We start from the raw sequence: 17278 nt of genomic DNA, 5'->3' as shown, positions 1-17278 counted from the left end.
CGTGGCAGGAAATAACAGAGAAGTTGGAGTGGGCAATGGTGTATTTATCCAAAAACGGCAAAAAGAGTAGGCAGAGAAAATCCAAGCAAAACAACACGTTAGACGGTATTATTAATTCGCTTGCCGCTTAAGGTTCTGTACATGAAGTTGGAAACTCAATAGCAATCCTCCGCCAGCTCAACCAACAAGCAGGACATTGAAGTTGGAAACCAAGTTTTGTTTGCCGTGACAGTGACTATGTAACTAAATTACAAAACAGCTAATTACCTCTTATGAGGATTAGTGAGCAGACGCTTGTCATTTGTGCGCGTTAGCAGAAAGGCTACATGCTAGTGTTGAAAAGTGTGGCAATGACATCATTTGTTAAGCACACCATCAAAATCCGATAGTTGTAAATCCTTTTTCCCCTGCAACATATCACTCGCTAACAATCTCCGCTGATCCAGCAAATCATCGAGCGTTGCCTCAAAGGTCTGAATTTCAGCATCACGTATGGTTGGATAATAGACAAATACATCCTTGGTCTGGCCGATACGGTATGCTCTATCGGTCGCCTGATCTTCTTTGGCCGGATTCCAGCATCGGGTGAAATGGATCACATGGTTTGCTCCCTGCACATTGACACCAAACCCCACCGCCACGGTGGAAAGAATAATTACATTGAAACCGGTCACAACCTGGAAACGGTCAATCAGACGTTGGCGACTATTCAGGCTATCGCTACTTGTACTGGTGTCCCCATTAATGATTGTTGGGGATATATCGAAACGGACCTTAACCGCGTGCTGTACTTCACGCTGAACATCCCGTAGTTCGGTGAAGATGATAACCTTATCCCCGCTGCGACGGATGTTATCCAGTTGTTCTAAAAGCCACCTCATCTTAGGGGAATGTTCGCGTAACCAAAGATCAGGCTCCACACAATAGGGGTGAGCACAGACCAGCTTGAGTTTATGCAACACAGGAAGGATGAAACTCTCTTTACTCCCTGCGGCCTCCTGCACCAATTGTCGCTGTCGATATTCACCAATCTGCTGGTTATAGAGGGAACGCTGCCGACTAACCATGGTCAGATTGCGGCAAGTGCGATCTTCTATCTTGGAAGGCAAATCCTTAGCCACGTCCTGCTTGGTTCGCCGTAAGGTTTGAGGTTCAATCAAGGAGCGTAATCGAGCCAGAGCAGCTAGATCCTTGCACTCTCCCTCTTCAATTGGTTTTTGGTATTCACGACCAAATTGGTTCAAGGCCCCGAGCAAACCAGGCTGGACAAAATCAAACAGGCTCCAAAGATCGATCAGGGTGTTTTCTACTGGAGTCCCAGTACAAGCGATACGAAACCTAGACTTCATGGCTTTTATAGCCCTAGTCACCATAGCTGCCGGATTTTTGATTTTTTGGGCTTCATCACAGATCACCATGGCCCATGACTGACGACCCAAGGAGATCTCTTGGGAACGCATCGTCTCGTATGTTGTTAACACGATACGAGCCTCCTTCAACCAACCGGGACGCAGCAAATTTGTTACACCCTGCTGACGCAATGATTCTGGGATTTCATAGCTACGAAACTTTGCCTCTGATAGAGCGTCACCGTAGAGTCGCATGACGACAATGTCATCGGCATAGAAGAACTTTCGCAATTCTGCTTCCCAGTTATCCAATAACGAAACCGGGGCAACGATAAGAACAGGATCGCCACTAGGTTGACGTTCCAGATAGTCAACCACAAAGGTCAGCAATTGGATCGTTTTACCTAAGCCCATGTCATCGGCTAAGAGGCAACCAGATACATGTTCTGGCGACAGTTCGAACAGATGCTGTAACCATGCCACACCGTGCAATTGGTGCTCACGCAGCGAAATTTCTGGCTTAAGTCTCTCCGGTAAGGAAGGGGAAGAGAGATGCGCCTGTTCAATCGCATCTTGTCGCCACTTGGCATAACCCACCTCATCGATGTTTTCTTCCATCAACAAGCCAATGCCATTTTTCCTCATGGATTCTTGAACTGTTGTATCTTCGCTTTGAAGGCGCTTTTGCCATTCCTTTTGTAACTGCTCAGCCAAGCGCAACGGGACTGGTTGCTCAGAACCGGGCAAACAAAGATGTCCAATGTCGTTTGCAAGCGCAGCATCAATCCTCTTTGACAACTCATCTAGCAGAGCTGAATCATCAAAATTGATCTGTGCGATAGCATCTCCCAAGGATTCCTCTATTTCATGCGACTCGCTCGCGCTCGATAGCCAATCCTGCCCCGTGGTTCTAGCCAGAAAGGGCGATGAAACAGGAACGACTTCTCCCAGACCGATGATGCGATCCCCATAGCGAGAAAGCTCAAACAAAGAATCGAACAACTCTCCGGCCACCTCTCTTTGCCAGCGATCTAGCAACTTTTCGATGTCGAACAACTGCTGTTCGTCAAAGTCGCCGAGCTCAAGCTCAAAACCCTGCCAGAAACCTGCACTCATACCAGCAGCCATCTTAAGGCGAAGCTCTTGAACAAAAGGAGCAAATGCTCCTGGTGAATTGAAACAAAGGGTTACATCTGGGAGTGGCTTTCGGCTTATTGGGGAAAGGTGCAGCAATACGATGGTGATTTTCCCACTCTCGACCTCGAATTGCGGCTCCAGACGAAAGTGATGAAAATAAATCCCCGCATCGACAAGCGATTGCTCGTGCTGATCTGGATCGAGTACTACGCTGGTCTTTTCTCCCAGCAGGGCATAGGGGTTACGTAACAAAGACAAAGCCGAATCCCCAGCAACTCTTCTGCCTGGGATCGCCTTGATGGCTTCGAGTACATGTTTAATTTCAGGCTCTATCACCACATGAGCAATAGTGCCATCTGGCTGCGTTATACGGTATCTATCCTGCACCCGTTGCGTGGCATCAAATGAGGAAAGGAACCCTGCCGGTTGTTCAGGAAAATCAACGCTAACCTCAATGACGGGACAGGAATCGATCTCAGCCTTCCGTGGTCGCAAGGCCAGTCGCTGAGGCTTGACAACCACGGTCTTGGCAAGAAAACCATCCATGTCAGCATTAGCTGCCTTAGCTGCACTGCGAATAACGGCCCATCCCTCATAGTTGGTCGCCTCACCTGGTTGCTCCTTCTGACAACGAACAAGATCACGCAACGCTTCACAGAGCTGCCAGCTAGCCTCGCTCAGCAAACCCTGTCCTTTTGCCGTTGTTACTGACGCCCCTTGGCGTTTTAACTCAACATGTTCTCCTGTTACGCCGTCACACCAGTGAGTAATCGCAACGGTAAAATGAGCATCAAGCAGGCTACCAGTACATTCCAATTTGGGGCGTACATCAGCAAAGTGAGGCAAAGATAACAACGCCAGACTGCTTTCATGCTCGGGATCCGCTAGTAATCGATACAAGTTACGCCAAGTTAGGAGCCAGCGGTCGCTAAGCTCTGCGGCATAATCCTCCTCAGCAAGCTGTTCCAAATAGGCAACCAAGGCCCATCGCGAAGGTTCGTCCTGTATACTTTCGGCAAACACGAGCCCTCTTTGATCCGCCTGCCAACATGGGCTGAGATCAACCGGGTCATGCTTATTTTTCCCAAATTTGCTAAACCAACGTCCAAGCATCATTTTTTCCAAAACATAAACGGGCTACCATTTTTGACCACAAAACCATTGCGTCTAAGAAGCAAAATGTCATCTGTATTGCGCTGCTTGATCTCTATATGGAAAGCTCCCCCCTTAGCGCGATGATCCGTATAGTGCCGCAGGTTTCCGCCTAACTGTTCTAGCAGTAGAGAGAAATCATCTTTTATCGACACTGCCGCTTGGGGAGTACTAGTGCTTTCATTGTCCTGAATAACTGTACTGAACATGAGAGGTTTGTTTTTGTCCGCGATGAAGTTACAGCTTTTTAATAACCATTCATGCCGTTCATGCCGTTCCCTGAGCTCTATATGGAAAGTCCCATACTTGTTGCTGTTATCCACATAGCGCAGCAAGTTATCGCCTAACTGCTCAAGCAACAGGGTAAAATCCCTTTTCCCTTTACTGTCTGAATACACTGAGTTACTGGCTGCCGTCTGCCGTTCAGGTACATTGTAAGATTGGCGCTTAGGTTCTGATTTGGTAGAGGATGTTTGATTGGATTGAGCTGTTGGCTTGACAACTTGACTCCACGACTGACTGGCGCCCTGTGAGGTTGGAACAATGCCAAGCAACCGTAACTCATCATCATATTTTTGCTGCCACCCGTCCATCGCATTGGGCTTCAATGGTTTGGGGACATGTATCCAGCGCCCCTTCGCAAGTTTTTTTTGTTTCAAATCACGAGTTAAGTACAGTGTGCTTGCATCAGGATTAAATCCACAGGAATCAGCTCGGTATACATAACAAGCATTTCCTGTGTGCGAAAACTCGACAAAGATGTAGTCACCAATCTGCATAATGACCGCATTATCCGCTGGCTTTGTTCCAGCCTCTTTCATTAGGCTCCCAAAACGTCCCATATTTTCTTTACGAAACTGGACAAAATCCTCATTTTTATTCTCTCTAGCATCTTGTCCCATTACGATACGGGTGTAGCTCATTTGATCAGCAAAACGCAGCCAATAGAAGAGGCGAGCCTGATCAACCTCACCTTCGCCTTTAAGTAAACTAAAGAAATGTTGTAAATCCTGTTTGGCAAGCCAAGCACCCACCATGTCGCACACTGGTTTGCCTACATGGTGGCGCCAACGATTCTGCTCTGACTTCAACTGGGGATTTCCCCAGATCTCCAGACCAGCTTGCATCAAATGGGGTTGTGGCTGAGCATGACAGTGACAATCACGATACCGAGTAAGACAAGCGGCTAAGATCTCGTCAGCATGTCGTCTATTGTTTACCCCCATCAGCGTCAGCAACTCCGGTAACCGGGCTAAAAATCTCGTCTCATCAAGTTCGGTAATTTTCTTCTGCACGACCGCGATAACTTGATGCCAGAGCCAACTTTCTGCCGGGATCTGGGCAAGAGTCTGAAGCTGAGTAAGGTCTGTTACAGTCCCCTCAAATATCTGCTGCCCTAACTGCAAGCCAGCCTCACTCTGAAAAAGATCTTGGTGCTCATCAACTATCCGCATCCAAGCTTTCAGCTTCGCCGGATTCCGTAAAACTCGGTAACCATCCCGGATATAGGTGCGCAACTGTTGCCAGTTTTGACTCTTTTCTGGATCGATTGCCTGATAGCCAAAATAGCTAAAACAAAGTGCCAACCAATCTCGACGAGCTAACCCACTGTTATCGATGTGAGCACGAACATGCCTACCCACTCGTGGAAAGACTCTTTCATCATCTAGTAGTTGTTTACCTGCCTCAACAGAGTCAACAAGTCCTGCATATACCAGCCGCCACTGTCGTCGAGTGAGTGGTTCATTGCGCAGGAAAGCCGCCAAAGCGGCATGACGCTTCTCCTTCGGTGGTTCTGGTGCAGCATCCGCTTGGTCAAAGCTTGCCTCAACCTCAGCACTAGCTTGCTTCAAAGCAGCAAAAGAATGTAGAGGTCGCTCCAGATAGTGTTCCTTGACCCGTTCTACACTGGACTCCAAGGTCGCGGTAAAACGGGAAATTGCATCCACCATCAACGCATCTCCAATTGACAGCGTTCAGCAGTCATCAAACCAGAAAAATGAGGTGCGCTCTCCACTGCCTGCTGCTTGTCTTCCTTGAGTCCATAAAATTGCATGCGCAACTCTACTCGACGACTTGCCTCTTTGCTGTCCTTTGCATTGTTAAAAGAAACGCCTCCAGCTAAAAACAAGCTGCGGATCTGCTGTTGGTGCTCGGCTGATAGGGACTGCTGCAACTGGCTCCGCCCATCAAGCAGAGAACACATTACCCACTCGGAACGCTGTAGGGACAGATGGAGGTTATAGAGGTAAGAACCATCCGTATCAGTAAAACCTTCGACCACCACTTGCTTCATCCAACGTTGCCCTTCCGGGCTATCGGCAACATCCAAGATCAATGGCACCACATCCTGCAATGCCTGCTGACCCTGTGGGTCGAGAAAATATTGGTTGTGTCCAAAGCGACCAGCCTCCCCAAAGCTAATTCGGTTGTCGCGACAGTCTACCTTGATGATATTGCTCTTCTTTCGCGCCTGAATCTCCAGGCTTTGACAGATACGGGTAATATCCTGTCCTCTTTGCTTTTCCCCAGCCTCTACTTCCCGAATTCGCTGGGTCACAGATGCAAGTGAGGCAACCATAACCACTAGGAACAACACCATCATGGCGGTCATCAGATCGGCATAAGATATCCAAAATGGCTTTTCCGCCTCATCATAGCGACGTGAGGTTGAGGCCCCTTTCATCCCGAACATAAGTTAGCCCCTTAGCGTCGTACCTTGACCGACTCAAACAACTCGGAAAGATCCTCAATCCCTTCCTTCATTTCATCAATACCACCAGCAAGGCCTTTCACTGCCTTATCCAACTCGCTATCCAAACTCCCCATGGTCTTAACCAGATTTCGATTCAGCCCATCAGCAAACTCGTTGAACCCCTTTGCCATCGCGTTGCCGATCTGCTCGAGGTATTCTGTAGCCTCACGGTTCAGATCACGCATTCGCTCACCGTGTTGTTTAAGATCGCTAATAAGTTGCACTCGCTGGCTCTGTTCGCTCTGCGCTCCAGCGACAACAGACTCGATAGTACCCAGAATTTTGACGGCAGACTCTCGATGAGCGCGGTATTCTGCGATGATAGTTGTGAGCTCACGAGAAGCGCCTGCCAGGTCTCCACCAACTTGCTGTACCGACTCCATCACTTTGGCAGTAGTTTCACCAACCTGAGCCACACTATTGCCTGCCGTGTCGAACCGATCCGCAGCGAGGCGCATTTTGTCCGCCCCTTGTGCCATCTGCTGCAAATGCTCCCTTGTTTGCTGACCAAGAACCTCAATAACTTGCTGCGCTTCTTCGCGCTGCTGTTCTACCAGCGCCATCAAACCTCGAATCTGTTGTTGCAGACCATCAACAATGTTCTCAGTCATAGTACGAACGTTAGTTAATGCTTGGCTATGCGCTGTATCCATGCCCTCTCGATTGGTCGCAAACGTCTCGAACATTTGCTCAAGCTTGGAGCCCAAATGAGTTAGTGAGCTCGACATGCTCGCCATAACCTCTTCTTGCCCCTGACCTACTCGGTGCTGAATCTGAGCAATAAAATGATCCAGATTCTCAACCATTGCTTGTTGCTGGCTATCGCTAGCCCGCTGTGCCACTTCTCTCTGCTGCTCGACCAATTGCAGCGTCTCTTTAAGCTGCTTATCCAACCCACCAATAACAGTCTCCGTTGTGTTCCTGATATCGGCCTGTGCCTGACGATGAGCAGCATCCATTCCCTCTTGGTTAGAGGAAAAGGTCTGGAACATCTGGTTGAGTTGGGAGCTCAAGAGAGTCAAGTTGGTGGACATGTTGCTCATGATCTCTTCCTGTCCCTGACCAACACTTTGCTGGACCTGCTCTATAAAGCTGGTCAGACTTTCGGCCATCTGTTGCTGACGAACCTCACTCTCAGCAAACAATTTCTCAAGTTGGTGAGCTATACGCTCACTGGCATCTTCGCCCGAACTTCCCATTCGTTCTACCGTAGTCTGCATCTGTGACAGCATTTCATTCATGCCCGTCTGCATACTTGCTTGGCCAGCCTGCATATCAGCAAGAAGTTGCGCGATCATGGAGGAACTTTGCTGAGAAGAGGATTCTCCAGCTCGTCGCATATCGTCAACCAATGCCATAAAGCCTTGCTGCATGGACTGCATTGCTGTTACGGACTGACCCAGCATCTCATGCAAACCGCTGAACTGTTGGCCGAAAGATGCATCTAGTTTGCTCATGAAAGCACTCAGTACATCAGTCAATAGATGCTGTACCTGGCCCGACTGATCGCCACTTGCCTGCTTCACAGATCCAGCAATTTTTTCCAACGGGTCTTTAAGACTATCTTCGATAGAACGCCCAATTTGGTTAGCTAAAGACGCACCGACTTCTTGATAAGAGGTTGAGAGAGTGTTGGCTAATTTGAAGTTTTCCTGTACCTGGGTATCAACCAGGTTTTGCAACATGGTGCGTAGGTCATTCACCAAGCTGTCTTTCAGTTGCCGGGCATTAACTGCACTTTCATTGCTGGCCTTAACCAGGTCGGCTAAATATTCCTCACCCACCCCCCCCTTGAAGAGTTCATCAATGGACTCGGTCAGCTTTTCCAGCAATACAAGGCAACGTCCCCATCGAGCCTTCTCAAACCCAGTAACTAAAATAGAGGCCAAAATTGCAAATGAAGACCCAACAAAAGCGTAAAGTACATCACTGAGCAGGCGAGAAACACTTTCGGTCACTTTCGCGGGATCTGATACATCAAAATGCGACAATCCCAACATCAGTCCTAAAAAGGTGCCGACAATACCGATACCAGTAAGTACGCCTGGTAGATGCTTGAAAACCTCAGTGCGAAGCGGCATTTCCACCATACTTGGCACTGAGAAGAAAGTCGCTGACAGGGTTGTCGCGCGAACAGCTATCAAGCGACTCTCTCCCTCGGCCAGTTCACTCTGCTTATGCAAAGTGTCTTCATATTCTTTCCACGCATGCTTCATAGCTATAAATTTTGGCGATGCAAACATTGCTGTTGCCTGCTCCAACTTCTCAAAAGCAGGCAGGTCACGCAGTGGTTCTAATCCTTTGCTTGCCTGCTTCAGATTGTTCGCCACAAACAGAGATGGCCAAAGATAGAACAAGCCAAAAAGCACTAACAGCAGCCCGACCAGGCAGACCACGAAAGTAGGGGCAGAAGTCGGCTCAAGAAGCTTGAGCCAATCGAACAACAAGGTGAAATTCATGCATCACTCCCGATTTTGAAGTGATGCAGTATACCAATTCCAATGAACACTTTTTTAATCGAAATCATGCAATTGGGCCCAATCGACACAAACCACTTAAGAGACTGATTCAAAAGGATTTAATATATTTATCGTTCTTGTGGTCAACCGCTCACGAATACCCCAAACTAGATGATGACCCAATGAACTCCTGAGTGATGATTCGCATTGGGCTGCCATCAACAACCCCCAGACGGAGGCGCAGACTCATGATGACTCATGTAGAGCAATCTCTCCCAACCAGCAATCTATCTGTTCTGGAGTCGCTCGGTCTACCACGTAACTGGCTAGCCGCCCATCAGCACATAGTGTCTGGTGTATCTCCTGAGATCGTCGTCAAACTGAGCAAGCTATTGGGGTCTAATACCCGAACAATTTGCCAGATGATTGGCATTAGCCGAGACACACTGAATCGCCAAATCAAACGGGGCAATCGCTTATCGACAGCTCAGGGAGATCGCGTTTACTGGGCAGCCTTAGCAGTGGACGCAGCCATATCCCTACACCGGGGAGATACTGCTAAAACGATGAGATGGCTCACCCGCTCTGCGTGGGGATTAGGTGGTGAAAAACCGGCCGATGTGATTACTACGCCTATGGGAGCGCAGGCAGTTATCGATCTTGTCGGCCGGATTAGGCATGGCATCCCCTGTTGATTAACAGTTCATACGTGACCATAAAGCACCAACAATAGGCTCATTTGGTGAGCCGATCACCTCGACCAATCGACTCACTTGATGAGCCGATCACCTCGACCAATCGGCTCATTTGATGAGCCGATCACCTCGACCAATCGACTCATTTGATGAGCCGATCCCCTCGACCAATCGGCTCATTTGATGAGCCGATCACCTCGACCAATCGACTCATTTGATGAGCCGATCCCCTCGACCAATCGACTCATTTGATGAGCCGATCAACACAACCATTCAAATCGTGGTTAGATAAGCTCTCGATTGCCTTCAATTTTCCCAAATTGATCAGGGTCTGCGGGTTGATAATCATCCGAAAACATATTCATCAACCGATGCTCCTGTCTCAGGTTGGCCAGCGCCCCAAAAAAGCAGCCTTCACATAGGTGTACCTGATATCGTTCACCATCGTGCTGCGAACCATAACCCCAGCAAGCTTCCAGCGTGCCGAATTCCTGCGTACCGAGCGATTTAGTAGTACTAGCACCACAGACATCGCACAAAATATCGACGACCTGTGTGGTAGGAACGATGGCTTCGACCTTCATGGCAATACTCCTCGTTGTGATGCCTGATATCAGAACCTGTATAGGTATCGACGGCGAGCATCAGGGCATAGGATGTTGAGCGGCATACGCCGCAACCAGCCGCACAGCCAATGCGTAACTGAGCGGTAGACGTGTTTTGTATTTCCTCAGGCAGTCTGGCCTATCGACTGCCCGTTCCAATGCAGATAGAGAGCTTGCCTGCTCGGCCAGCAGCCCCAGTTGCTCAGCCAGTTTCCTATCCCGTTCTTCCCAATCCACACTGGGATGGTGAACTGCTCGCTTGGCGGCAGGTAACTGTTGATACAACCAGGCACGATCATGTTTATAGAGCCAAGTAAATGCGGTTCGACACACCTGTTCGACACAGCCTCGACTGACATCGGCATGCTGTGCCAAATATGCAGCCACCGTTACACGGTGCTCACGTAGACGGTTAACCCTTCTCAAATGCCGTCGCCAGTCAGACAGCCCCTGGTGGCTCTGAATAATGGCTTCGACCGCCCCGACAGAAACGCCATGACTGTACGCGATCTGCTGCCGTGCTCCCCCCATGAACGCCTGACGCCATATTCCCCGCTCAACTTCAGCTGTAATGCGCTTGGCACGGTGATCAACCGGTTGATTGTGTCTCAGGGCGAGTTGTTTGATATAGCCGACACTGTATCCAGTCTGGCGGGCGATCTGCCGCATGGGGGTCTGTTCCGCCAGCAGCCTTAACACCGCTTGCTCGGCGGCTTGCCTGTCACTCGGAGAAGAGGCAGGCACCGGCATCACGTGTGGCTCCTCGATGGAAAAGAATTCTGCTGGGCTGCGGCTCACAAACGCCATCAATACCGCGTGTTTTAGGTAGTGGTGGTTACGATTTCCGTGAACCAGAGCCGAGATGTACTGATAACTGGCCAGGCCCACTGGCACCATGGGGGCAGAGCCGGTAAATAGGCTCTGCCAAAACGCACTCAGAGCCTTCAACAGGGCCTGGCTGCGGAGATGACCTTGGGCTGTCAAATAGCCCTGCTGTCCCAGCCATCGCCGATAATACTCAGCTGGTGATGCCACTGGCGACTGGACGCACAGATACCGATGCAGCTCGGTGATAAATGAAGAAAGGTAGATTTCTTGCTCGGACGGCAACGATTGCTCATAGCGCATGGCGGGATCGGGCAAGAGCAGTCGCCGATCGATACCTCCCGCGCTGGCCGCCAGGGTTTGCAAACGCAGCGTATGCCTGATACAGGCGGTCACTCCATACAGTTGATGCTCTGTATGCCAATATCCGGCCCCAAACGTCTGTTCATCCTCCAGCAGGCAACTAGGACACCATTTCAGGCAAACTACACCAAAGGCGAGTTTGCTGGCGGCTTGTCCTGACAGGGCCATGATTCCCCTCCCCTCACCCAGCATGGCGGCAGCCAGGGCGTGGACTTGGTGCTTATTGTTCAGCGTCAGGGCGAACAATGGGAAACCCGTGCCATGGTGCAGCAGATATTGCGGATCTACGCCCGCAGCCTGAGCTGCTGCCTCAATATGCCCAGGTAATAAGGGGTGCAGACGAATGGCAGGATGGTGGAATAACCGGTTACAAAAATGGTTTCTATCACTGTATGCGGAATGAACAAAATACTGAGTGACCCAACTGTAGACCGACTCACCAGGTATGTACGCCGGGAGCACCGAACCCAACACGGGGTTAACCCTCAGACCTCAGGAGCCCCACCAGATCGATGCCTGCATGTTGTAACAGCAGCAGGTGGACCAGCGGGTGCAACGGATCTCGGGCTGACTGCTCATGGTAGCCCCGTGCATTGCGCAGCTGTGGGGGTAATTGCCATACCTGACCTGGCCCCCCTGTATTGGTGAAATACGCAGTAAGTGCCATGGGATCGCTTTGAACATCCATCTCCCTAAACCACACATTGATTGACCGGATACTCTCGACCGTGCGCATCGGCTTACCCGATATTCCCATAGACTCACTCACCAACTGGGTCAGCGAGCGTAGGGTGAGAGCACTCGCTGACTGGGCCAATGCCAGCGATGCCAACTCGATCTCGTGCATCCGCTCGGTAAAATGACCATCGTATCCCCCCATCCAGTGTCCACAATGGGGGCAGAGGCTATCGTAGGGTGGGATCAGTTGTTCCGACAACAATTTGGCAGAAAAACCACAGCCTGCGCAGTGACCAGACAAACCGCGTTGATGCCGATGACAATGGAACACTCCTGGCAGTTGATGATCTCGGTGGTAGTAGGGCATACCATGGAGCTCATAATCCTCGGCGATACAGTCTGTACACCAACGCCAGTATCGGTGCTGTAGATTGTTCTGACCGGTCACCCTCAACCGGAGCGGCGTGTAACCCGCCCACGCAGCCGTCAACATATCCTGCTCAGGCAGACTCAAAAACGGGGTTAGATAATGGCCGTAGCCATGTGTCTGCCAGGGCTGAGCTATCCTCTTCGCCCGAAAAATGGCATCGAGGGCTATGTCATCGGCATGAGACAATCGTTGGGGGCGAATCGGCGGGCTACCTAGACCCAGCGCTTTTACTGTAGCGGTGAACGTCCCATGGATGCTCAGCACATGCATTCGACCAGCCACGGCTCCCAGATGTTCACCCGGCAGCAACTCTAAACGATGGAGAATCATTTCGGCTTAACCTTATCTAGGTTGTAGCCGAGTTGTCCTAACAATACTGACGGCGATAACTGATCCAGTTTTTTGCGTTTCTGTACCTCAATCTGCGATGATACGGGTTTGTCGCTCAGCTCGACCTCTCCTTGAACTAGGTTCATGGCTGGAGGCGGAGTTATCTGTGTCATGACATCAGAATGGCTCGCCACCGACTCCAGCATCAGCATCGGCTCAAAATCCTCAAATTTGTGGTAATCACCTCTTCTCAGTGCAGTTAACGCCGGGTTCAATACTCTAAATTCACGATTAAAAACTAAGTCCAGCGCGGCTATAGAAAGATCTTGATCCTGAGGCTCCAGGAACGTGAGATAGGCGAGCGTGGCCCTAACCAGGCTGCTGGCAATTGCCGGAATGCCCGCACTCAGATAATGAATATGCCTACACAATGTATCTACCGATGTTGACTGATTTTTTAGTAATTGAGTCTGGCATAGCAGGCGGATAAACCGTTTCCAAAATGAGCTATTAGAATCGCAACTCGCCAACAACATAGATCCATTTTTGGTCACTCGCCGACCGATAGTTGTTTCCCTCTCAAATAATGCTAGCGTTGCAAATGTTCCTACCAGCATGATCGGCACACCGACTCTGTTGAACAATTCCTCGACAAATTTTATCGACGTTTTTTCATTGATACTTAAAACTTCATTACGGGAGGATTTGGCTAGATTTTGGGCCTCATCAACGACTACCAACCCAACACTATGACCGATAAGAAGCTTGCGCACTATGGTAATTAACTCATTAACAGACCTATTACGGTGTTCATATGCATATGCTTGTCCGGTCACCTCATCCAGCGCCTCCAGCATATTCAACAGCAGCGCTTTTTGACCACGACGCTCGTGAATTTCTACATACAGATACGTTACCTGAGATTGATCAAGCGTATGCTCCTGCCCCTTGTGGTCGGTATAATTGAAATGTTCAATAACTTGATCAAATAGTTTCAGAATACGCCTTACCATAAATGATTTACCACGACCACTCAGTCCAATCAACAAATAACTCTGCAATACAGAATAGAGTTCCAAGCTTGATAAATATGCAACCTGATTGGGATTGGTCTTGTCTCTATCGATAGCCGTCAGTATCCGCCGTATATCTGTTCGCAGAGGATTGCGTTTATCATACCCCGCTTCAATCATGCGTCGCATGACATCATATAAACGATATGCCTCGTCTTGAACGGCATAAACATCATTCAATTGATCGATCAGGGTTCGGATATAATAACCATGAAGTGATGCATCAACACCAGTCAAATCAACATTGTTAATAAAAGGCAACTCGCTGAGTGCATAAAACTGCTGCATTGTTAATGGCTGACCCAGCGCCTCAATTAATGGGTTGTCTCGATACTGTCGATTAGGATGCATATAATAATTTGGCTGGCTCATTGTTCGTCTTCCTGAAAGGATATTACTGTCGGATCATTCAAATTTTGTTTAGATTGCAGCGATTTGGGCCGATGGATTTGATCCCGGTTGTCGACCCCAGACAGATCGGCATAAATGGCTTGCATTTCATTATGTCGCTGCTGTACAGCCTCAATATGCTTGAGGGTTTTCATCCCTGGCTGAATGCCTTTAGCATTGGATTTTTTAAGATGGCGACTTTCTGCTCTAATCGCATCATCACATTGTTTTAAATCCATTTCCAATAAAGCACGTGCATCAAATCTGCTTTCATCTAGAATAGCCAGTTGTTCTTTGACAATCGCTTGACGGCGCATGACATTGGCCCAAATTTGATTTTTATAGGCTTCGCTACGATCAGTCAAATCCAGTTGGAGGAGCTCTCCACTTTCGTCATCTCCATACCAGATATGATTAGTGCTGATATCGGTATATCGAACCTTTATTTTGAAACGACCAATATTTTTTGCTCGGTCAAGATAGCCCCTACGTACAATTTCATTACAATTATAATATAAACCTTTGAAGAACACTCCCTGAGACCTAACTGTTGCCTCTGCTTCCGGCAACAATGCGTATCGTAGGCGATTTGTTGAAACTCGTGGTTTCAATATCGCCTGCTCCATCCCCCAATCCCAAACACCACGAGATGTAAAAACCACACCATCTCGCGACATCTCAAAATTATGAGATAGGACTCTTTCCCTGTTATTGTTGGTAAATATGATACATTTTATCAGTCGAACCATAAACTGTTCATAGGTATACAAAGAATTACGGGATGCATGTTGGTCTTCTTTTTTTGGAGATTTTACAACCTTGCCAGAATCAAAGGGAATCGCTAGAGACTGAATAATATCAAAACTCTTCTCAACCGTGCCTTTCATATCACCACGATGATATGCATTAAAATTGCCTACAGTAATACCAATTTGACCGCGAAGGAGGGAAGCTATATTGCTATCAGTATTCTCTGAACCTCGGTCTAACGTTAATTCACGACAAACCTCCTGGCAGGGCCAATCAGACTCAGCTATTTCATAGCCATACTGTCTACAAAATTCGACCTTATTACTCATAGCATTAAATAATGCCTGACTGGCACCGTGCCAACAAGGACTATCAAAACCAACATGAATTCCCACAATCATTCCACTGAAACTATCAACAACACTATAGATTACAGGTCGTCCTATACTGACTAGTTCATCTTTGCTGTAGGAATATCGAATATATATATCTGCAATAGTACTATCAATTTCGTAGCGCGATGCCGGTCCTCGGAGTCCCGCTCTCGCGAGCCCGGGCTTGCCGGCGTAATCTCGATCATAATTTATACTACCTACCCGTTTTTTCAAAAACGTCAACTGATCAACATATTTAGTAAGCTGGCGCTTGAATGATTTGGGAGAAATAAGATAATTTCTGGGTAGTAACATTTTGAACGGTTCAGCAATATCCTCGTCCGGGGCTCCCATCGGGCGCAACTCTGTCGAAGCATACTCCATACAAAAATCCAAATACAACCGAGAAAGCTGGACTTCTGTCCCCGAGCGGATTTTCTTGGAGAAGAATACTATATTTTTAATGTCTTGTTGGGTAATGCCACGGTAAGATTTACCATAAAGCGTTTCGCGCCCTCGTTTTGATGCAAGACAAACTTTCCCCTTTTCCAGCTCCAGGTATGTAGTAGGCAACTGGTGATTTTTGCCACATGCGAAGTAATTAGGTAATAGCGCATTTGGAATGCCACCACATCGGAAGTAGCGATTCAATTGACTAGTGACATACTTTTTACTTTTTCCTGAACGATCAATGAGTAGTTTCAAAATCCCGCTTGAGTCACCATATAGATAACGATGCCTCAGTTCATGATCGCTTATTAGGGGTTCAAGCGTAGCAAGTCCTTCATCACGTTTTTTTATCCAGTTTGGATTTAAGTTATTATCTGCTTCATAGATGATTTTTGGAAAATCATGATCTGCTATATGTCTACGCCCTTGAGAAATATCATTTTCAACTTCGTCAAGCGACAAGGTAAATGGCCGTTTCGGTGAAACGAGTAGCAATTCAGTTACAGCTAGCCGCATTGTATCCCAGCAGATATCAATGATCAGCAACTCGGAACTATTTTTGGTATCAGACACGATCTTTTGGTTAACCCGCATTAGACCTCCGTATTACTGGCAGAGGACGGTATAACTCGATTCGTTGTGTCAAATCGATATTCAAACGACCGGTATAAACCGCGTGCTGGAACAAACACTGCACCTGAAATTTATCAATATTAAGTTCATAGGCTACCTGATGAATTAACATCAGCAGCGTGGATAAAGGGGTTGCTATCATGTGGTGCCTAAACCGAACAATAACATTGGCATAAAATTCTGCCGAAACCTGAATCAGTTCAGCCTCATCAAAACATTCTCGTAGAAACTCTAAATTGTAAATAATGGTGGCGTCAAAACTCTTCTCTGTTATCAACACATGATCAATATTTTGAGTACGCCAATACTCAAGGGCAATTCGCTCTTTTGCCAATGTACGATTAACAACACGGGGGGATGTTATTTTTGGATCCAGCGCATCAGAATATTTGAAGCTATATGGACTCAATATATGCTTCCCTGCCTCCGTTTGCCGAATAATGACAAAATCCTGAGTCATAGTTTTGGCTGGGATGCGGCCACCATGATTACCTCGTTCTTTATAATTACCTGGATGGACAACGTTCAGAGAGGCAGCAATTTCTAGAGTTTGATGCAGTGGTAACGGATACTGTTCGAGAATGTCGATAACAGTTGGATCGCGTTCGAAATAGAAAAATGGTGCCCTCTCGCCACGACTCAGCAGATGATGCTCACGTCTCGTTTTGTGACTATACACAATCTGCGTAAGTATTCACCGGAACAGTATTGACACAGGAAAAATGAGACGATCGTCTCTTGATCCCACTTTCCTGCTTGCTTGATCCTGCTCCTTAGATACGCTCCCCCCATGAGCAAAAACACCATGCATTCCGCGGGAATGCCCACCA

Annotated in this window: 11 protein-coding genes; 1 reads left to right on the top strand and 10 read right to left on the bottom strand. The window is 48.1% G+C overall.

Annotation, left to right across the window (positions count from 1 at the left end):
• Positions 1–356: 356 nt before the first annotated feature.
• Genes zorD through zorA form a run of 4 tightly spaced genes read right to left on the bottom strand, consistent with a single transcriptional unit; the run spans position 357 to position 8852 of the window.
• Complete coding sequence (gene zorD, locus J9892_RS06490; protein WP_202041991.1) at positions 357–3602, bottom strand: type I Zorya anti-phage system protein ZorD; 3246 nt, start codon at positions 3600–3602, stop codon at positions 357–359.
• Positions 3599–5590, bottom strand: a complete 1992-nt coding sequence (zorC, locus tag J9892_RS06485) for a type I Zorya anti-phage system protein ZorC (protein ID WP_024941362.1) — start codon at positions 5588–5590, stop codon at positions 3599–3601. The genes zorD and zorC overlap by 4 nt, the downstream gene beginning before the upstream one ends.
• Positions 5590–6333, bottom strand: coding sequence for a type I Zorya anti-phage system protein ZorB1 (gene zorB1 / locus J9892_RS06480; RefSeq protein ID WP_024941361.1), 744 nt, complete (start codon positions 6331–6333; stop codon positions 5590–5592). The genes zorC and zorB1 overlap by 1 nt, the downstream gene beginning before the upstream one ends.
• An 11-nt stretch (positions 6334–6344) precedes the next feature.
• On the bottom strand, positions 6345–8852 hold the full coding sequence (gene zorA / locus J9892_RS06475; RefSeq protein WP_024941360.1) for an anti-phage ZorAB system protein ZorA: 2508 nt from the start codon (positions 8850–8852) through the stop codon (positions 6345–6347).
• 197 nt (positions 8853–9049) lie between these two features.
• Here zorA and J9892_RS06470 point away from each other — a divergent pair, with 197 nt between their 5' ends.
• Positions 9050–9547, top strand: coding sequence for an antitoxin Xre/MbcA/ParS toxin-binding domain-containing protein (locus J9892_RS06470; protein ID WP_325769554.1), 498 nt, complete (start codon positions 9050–9052; stop codon positions 9545–9547).
• Between the two features lie 284 nt (positions 9548–9831).
• Here the strand turns inward: J9892_RS06470 and J9892_RS06465 are convergent, their stop codons facing one another.
• Genes J9892_RS06465 through J9892_RS06440 form a run of 6 tightly spaced genes read right to left on the bottom strand, consistent with a single transcriptional unit; the run spans position 9832 to position 17127 of the window.
• Positions 9832–10131: a hypothetical protein gene (locus J9892_RS06465; protein WP_024941359.1), complete on the bottom strand. Its 300-nt coding sequence runs from the start codon at positions 10129–10131 to the stop codon at positions 9832–9834.
• 60 nt (positions 10132–10191) lie between these two features.
• Positions 10192–11814, bottom strand: a complete 1623-nt coding sequence (locus J9892_RS06460) for a TnsD family Tn7-like transposition protein (protein ID WP_064339932.1) — start codon at positions 11812–11814, stop codon at positions 10192–10194.
• A gap of 4 nt (positions 11815–11818) precedes the next feature.
• On the bottom strand, positions 11819–12778 hold the full coding sequence (locus J9892_RS06455; protein WP_064339931.1) for a TniQ family protein: 960 nt from the start codon (positions 12776–12778) through the stop codon (positions 11819–11821).
• Positions 12775–14223, bottom strand: a complete 1449-nt coding sequence (locus J9892_RS06450) for an ATP-binding protein (protein WP_064339930.1) — start codon at positions 14221–14223, stop codon at positions 12775–12777. The genes J9892_RS06455 and J9892_RS06450 overlap by 4 nt, the downstream gene beginning before the upstream one ends.
• Positions 14220–16388 carry a transposase gene (locus J9892_RS06445; protein WP_234888414.1) on the bottom strand — a complete coding sequence of 723 codons (2169 nt, stop codon included), beginning with the start codon at positions 16386–16388 and terminating at the stop codon, positions 14220–14222. The genes J9892_RS06450 and J9892_RS06445 overlap by 4 nt, the downstream gene beginning before the upstream one ends.
• A gap of 10 nt (positions 16389–16398) precedes the next feature.
• Positions 16399–17127: a TnsA endonuclease N-terminal domain-containing protein gene (locus J9892_RS06440; RefSeq protein ID WP_349237045.1), complete on the bottom strand. Its 729-nt coding sequence runs from the start codon at positions 17125–17127 to the stop codon at positions 16399–16401.
• Between the last annotated feature and the right edge of the window lie 151 nt (positions 17128–17278).

The organism is Aeromonas sp. Prich7-2 (genome assembly GCF_017939255.1).
Classification (GTDB): Bacteria; Pseudomonadota; Gammaproteobacteria; order Enterobacterales; family Aeromonadaceae; genus Aeromonas; species Aeromonas caviae.
Note: the sequence above shows the minus strand (reverse complement) of the source record. Positions and strands in the feature narration are given on the sequence as shown.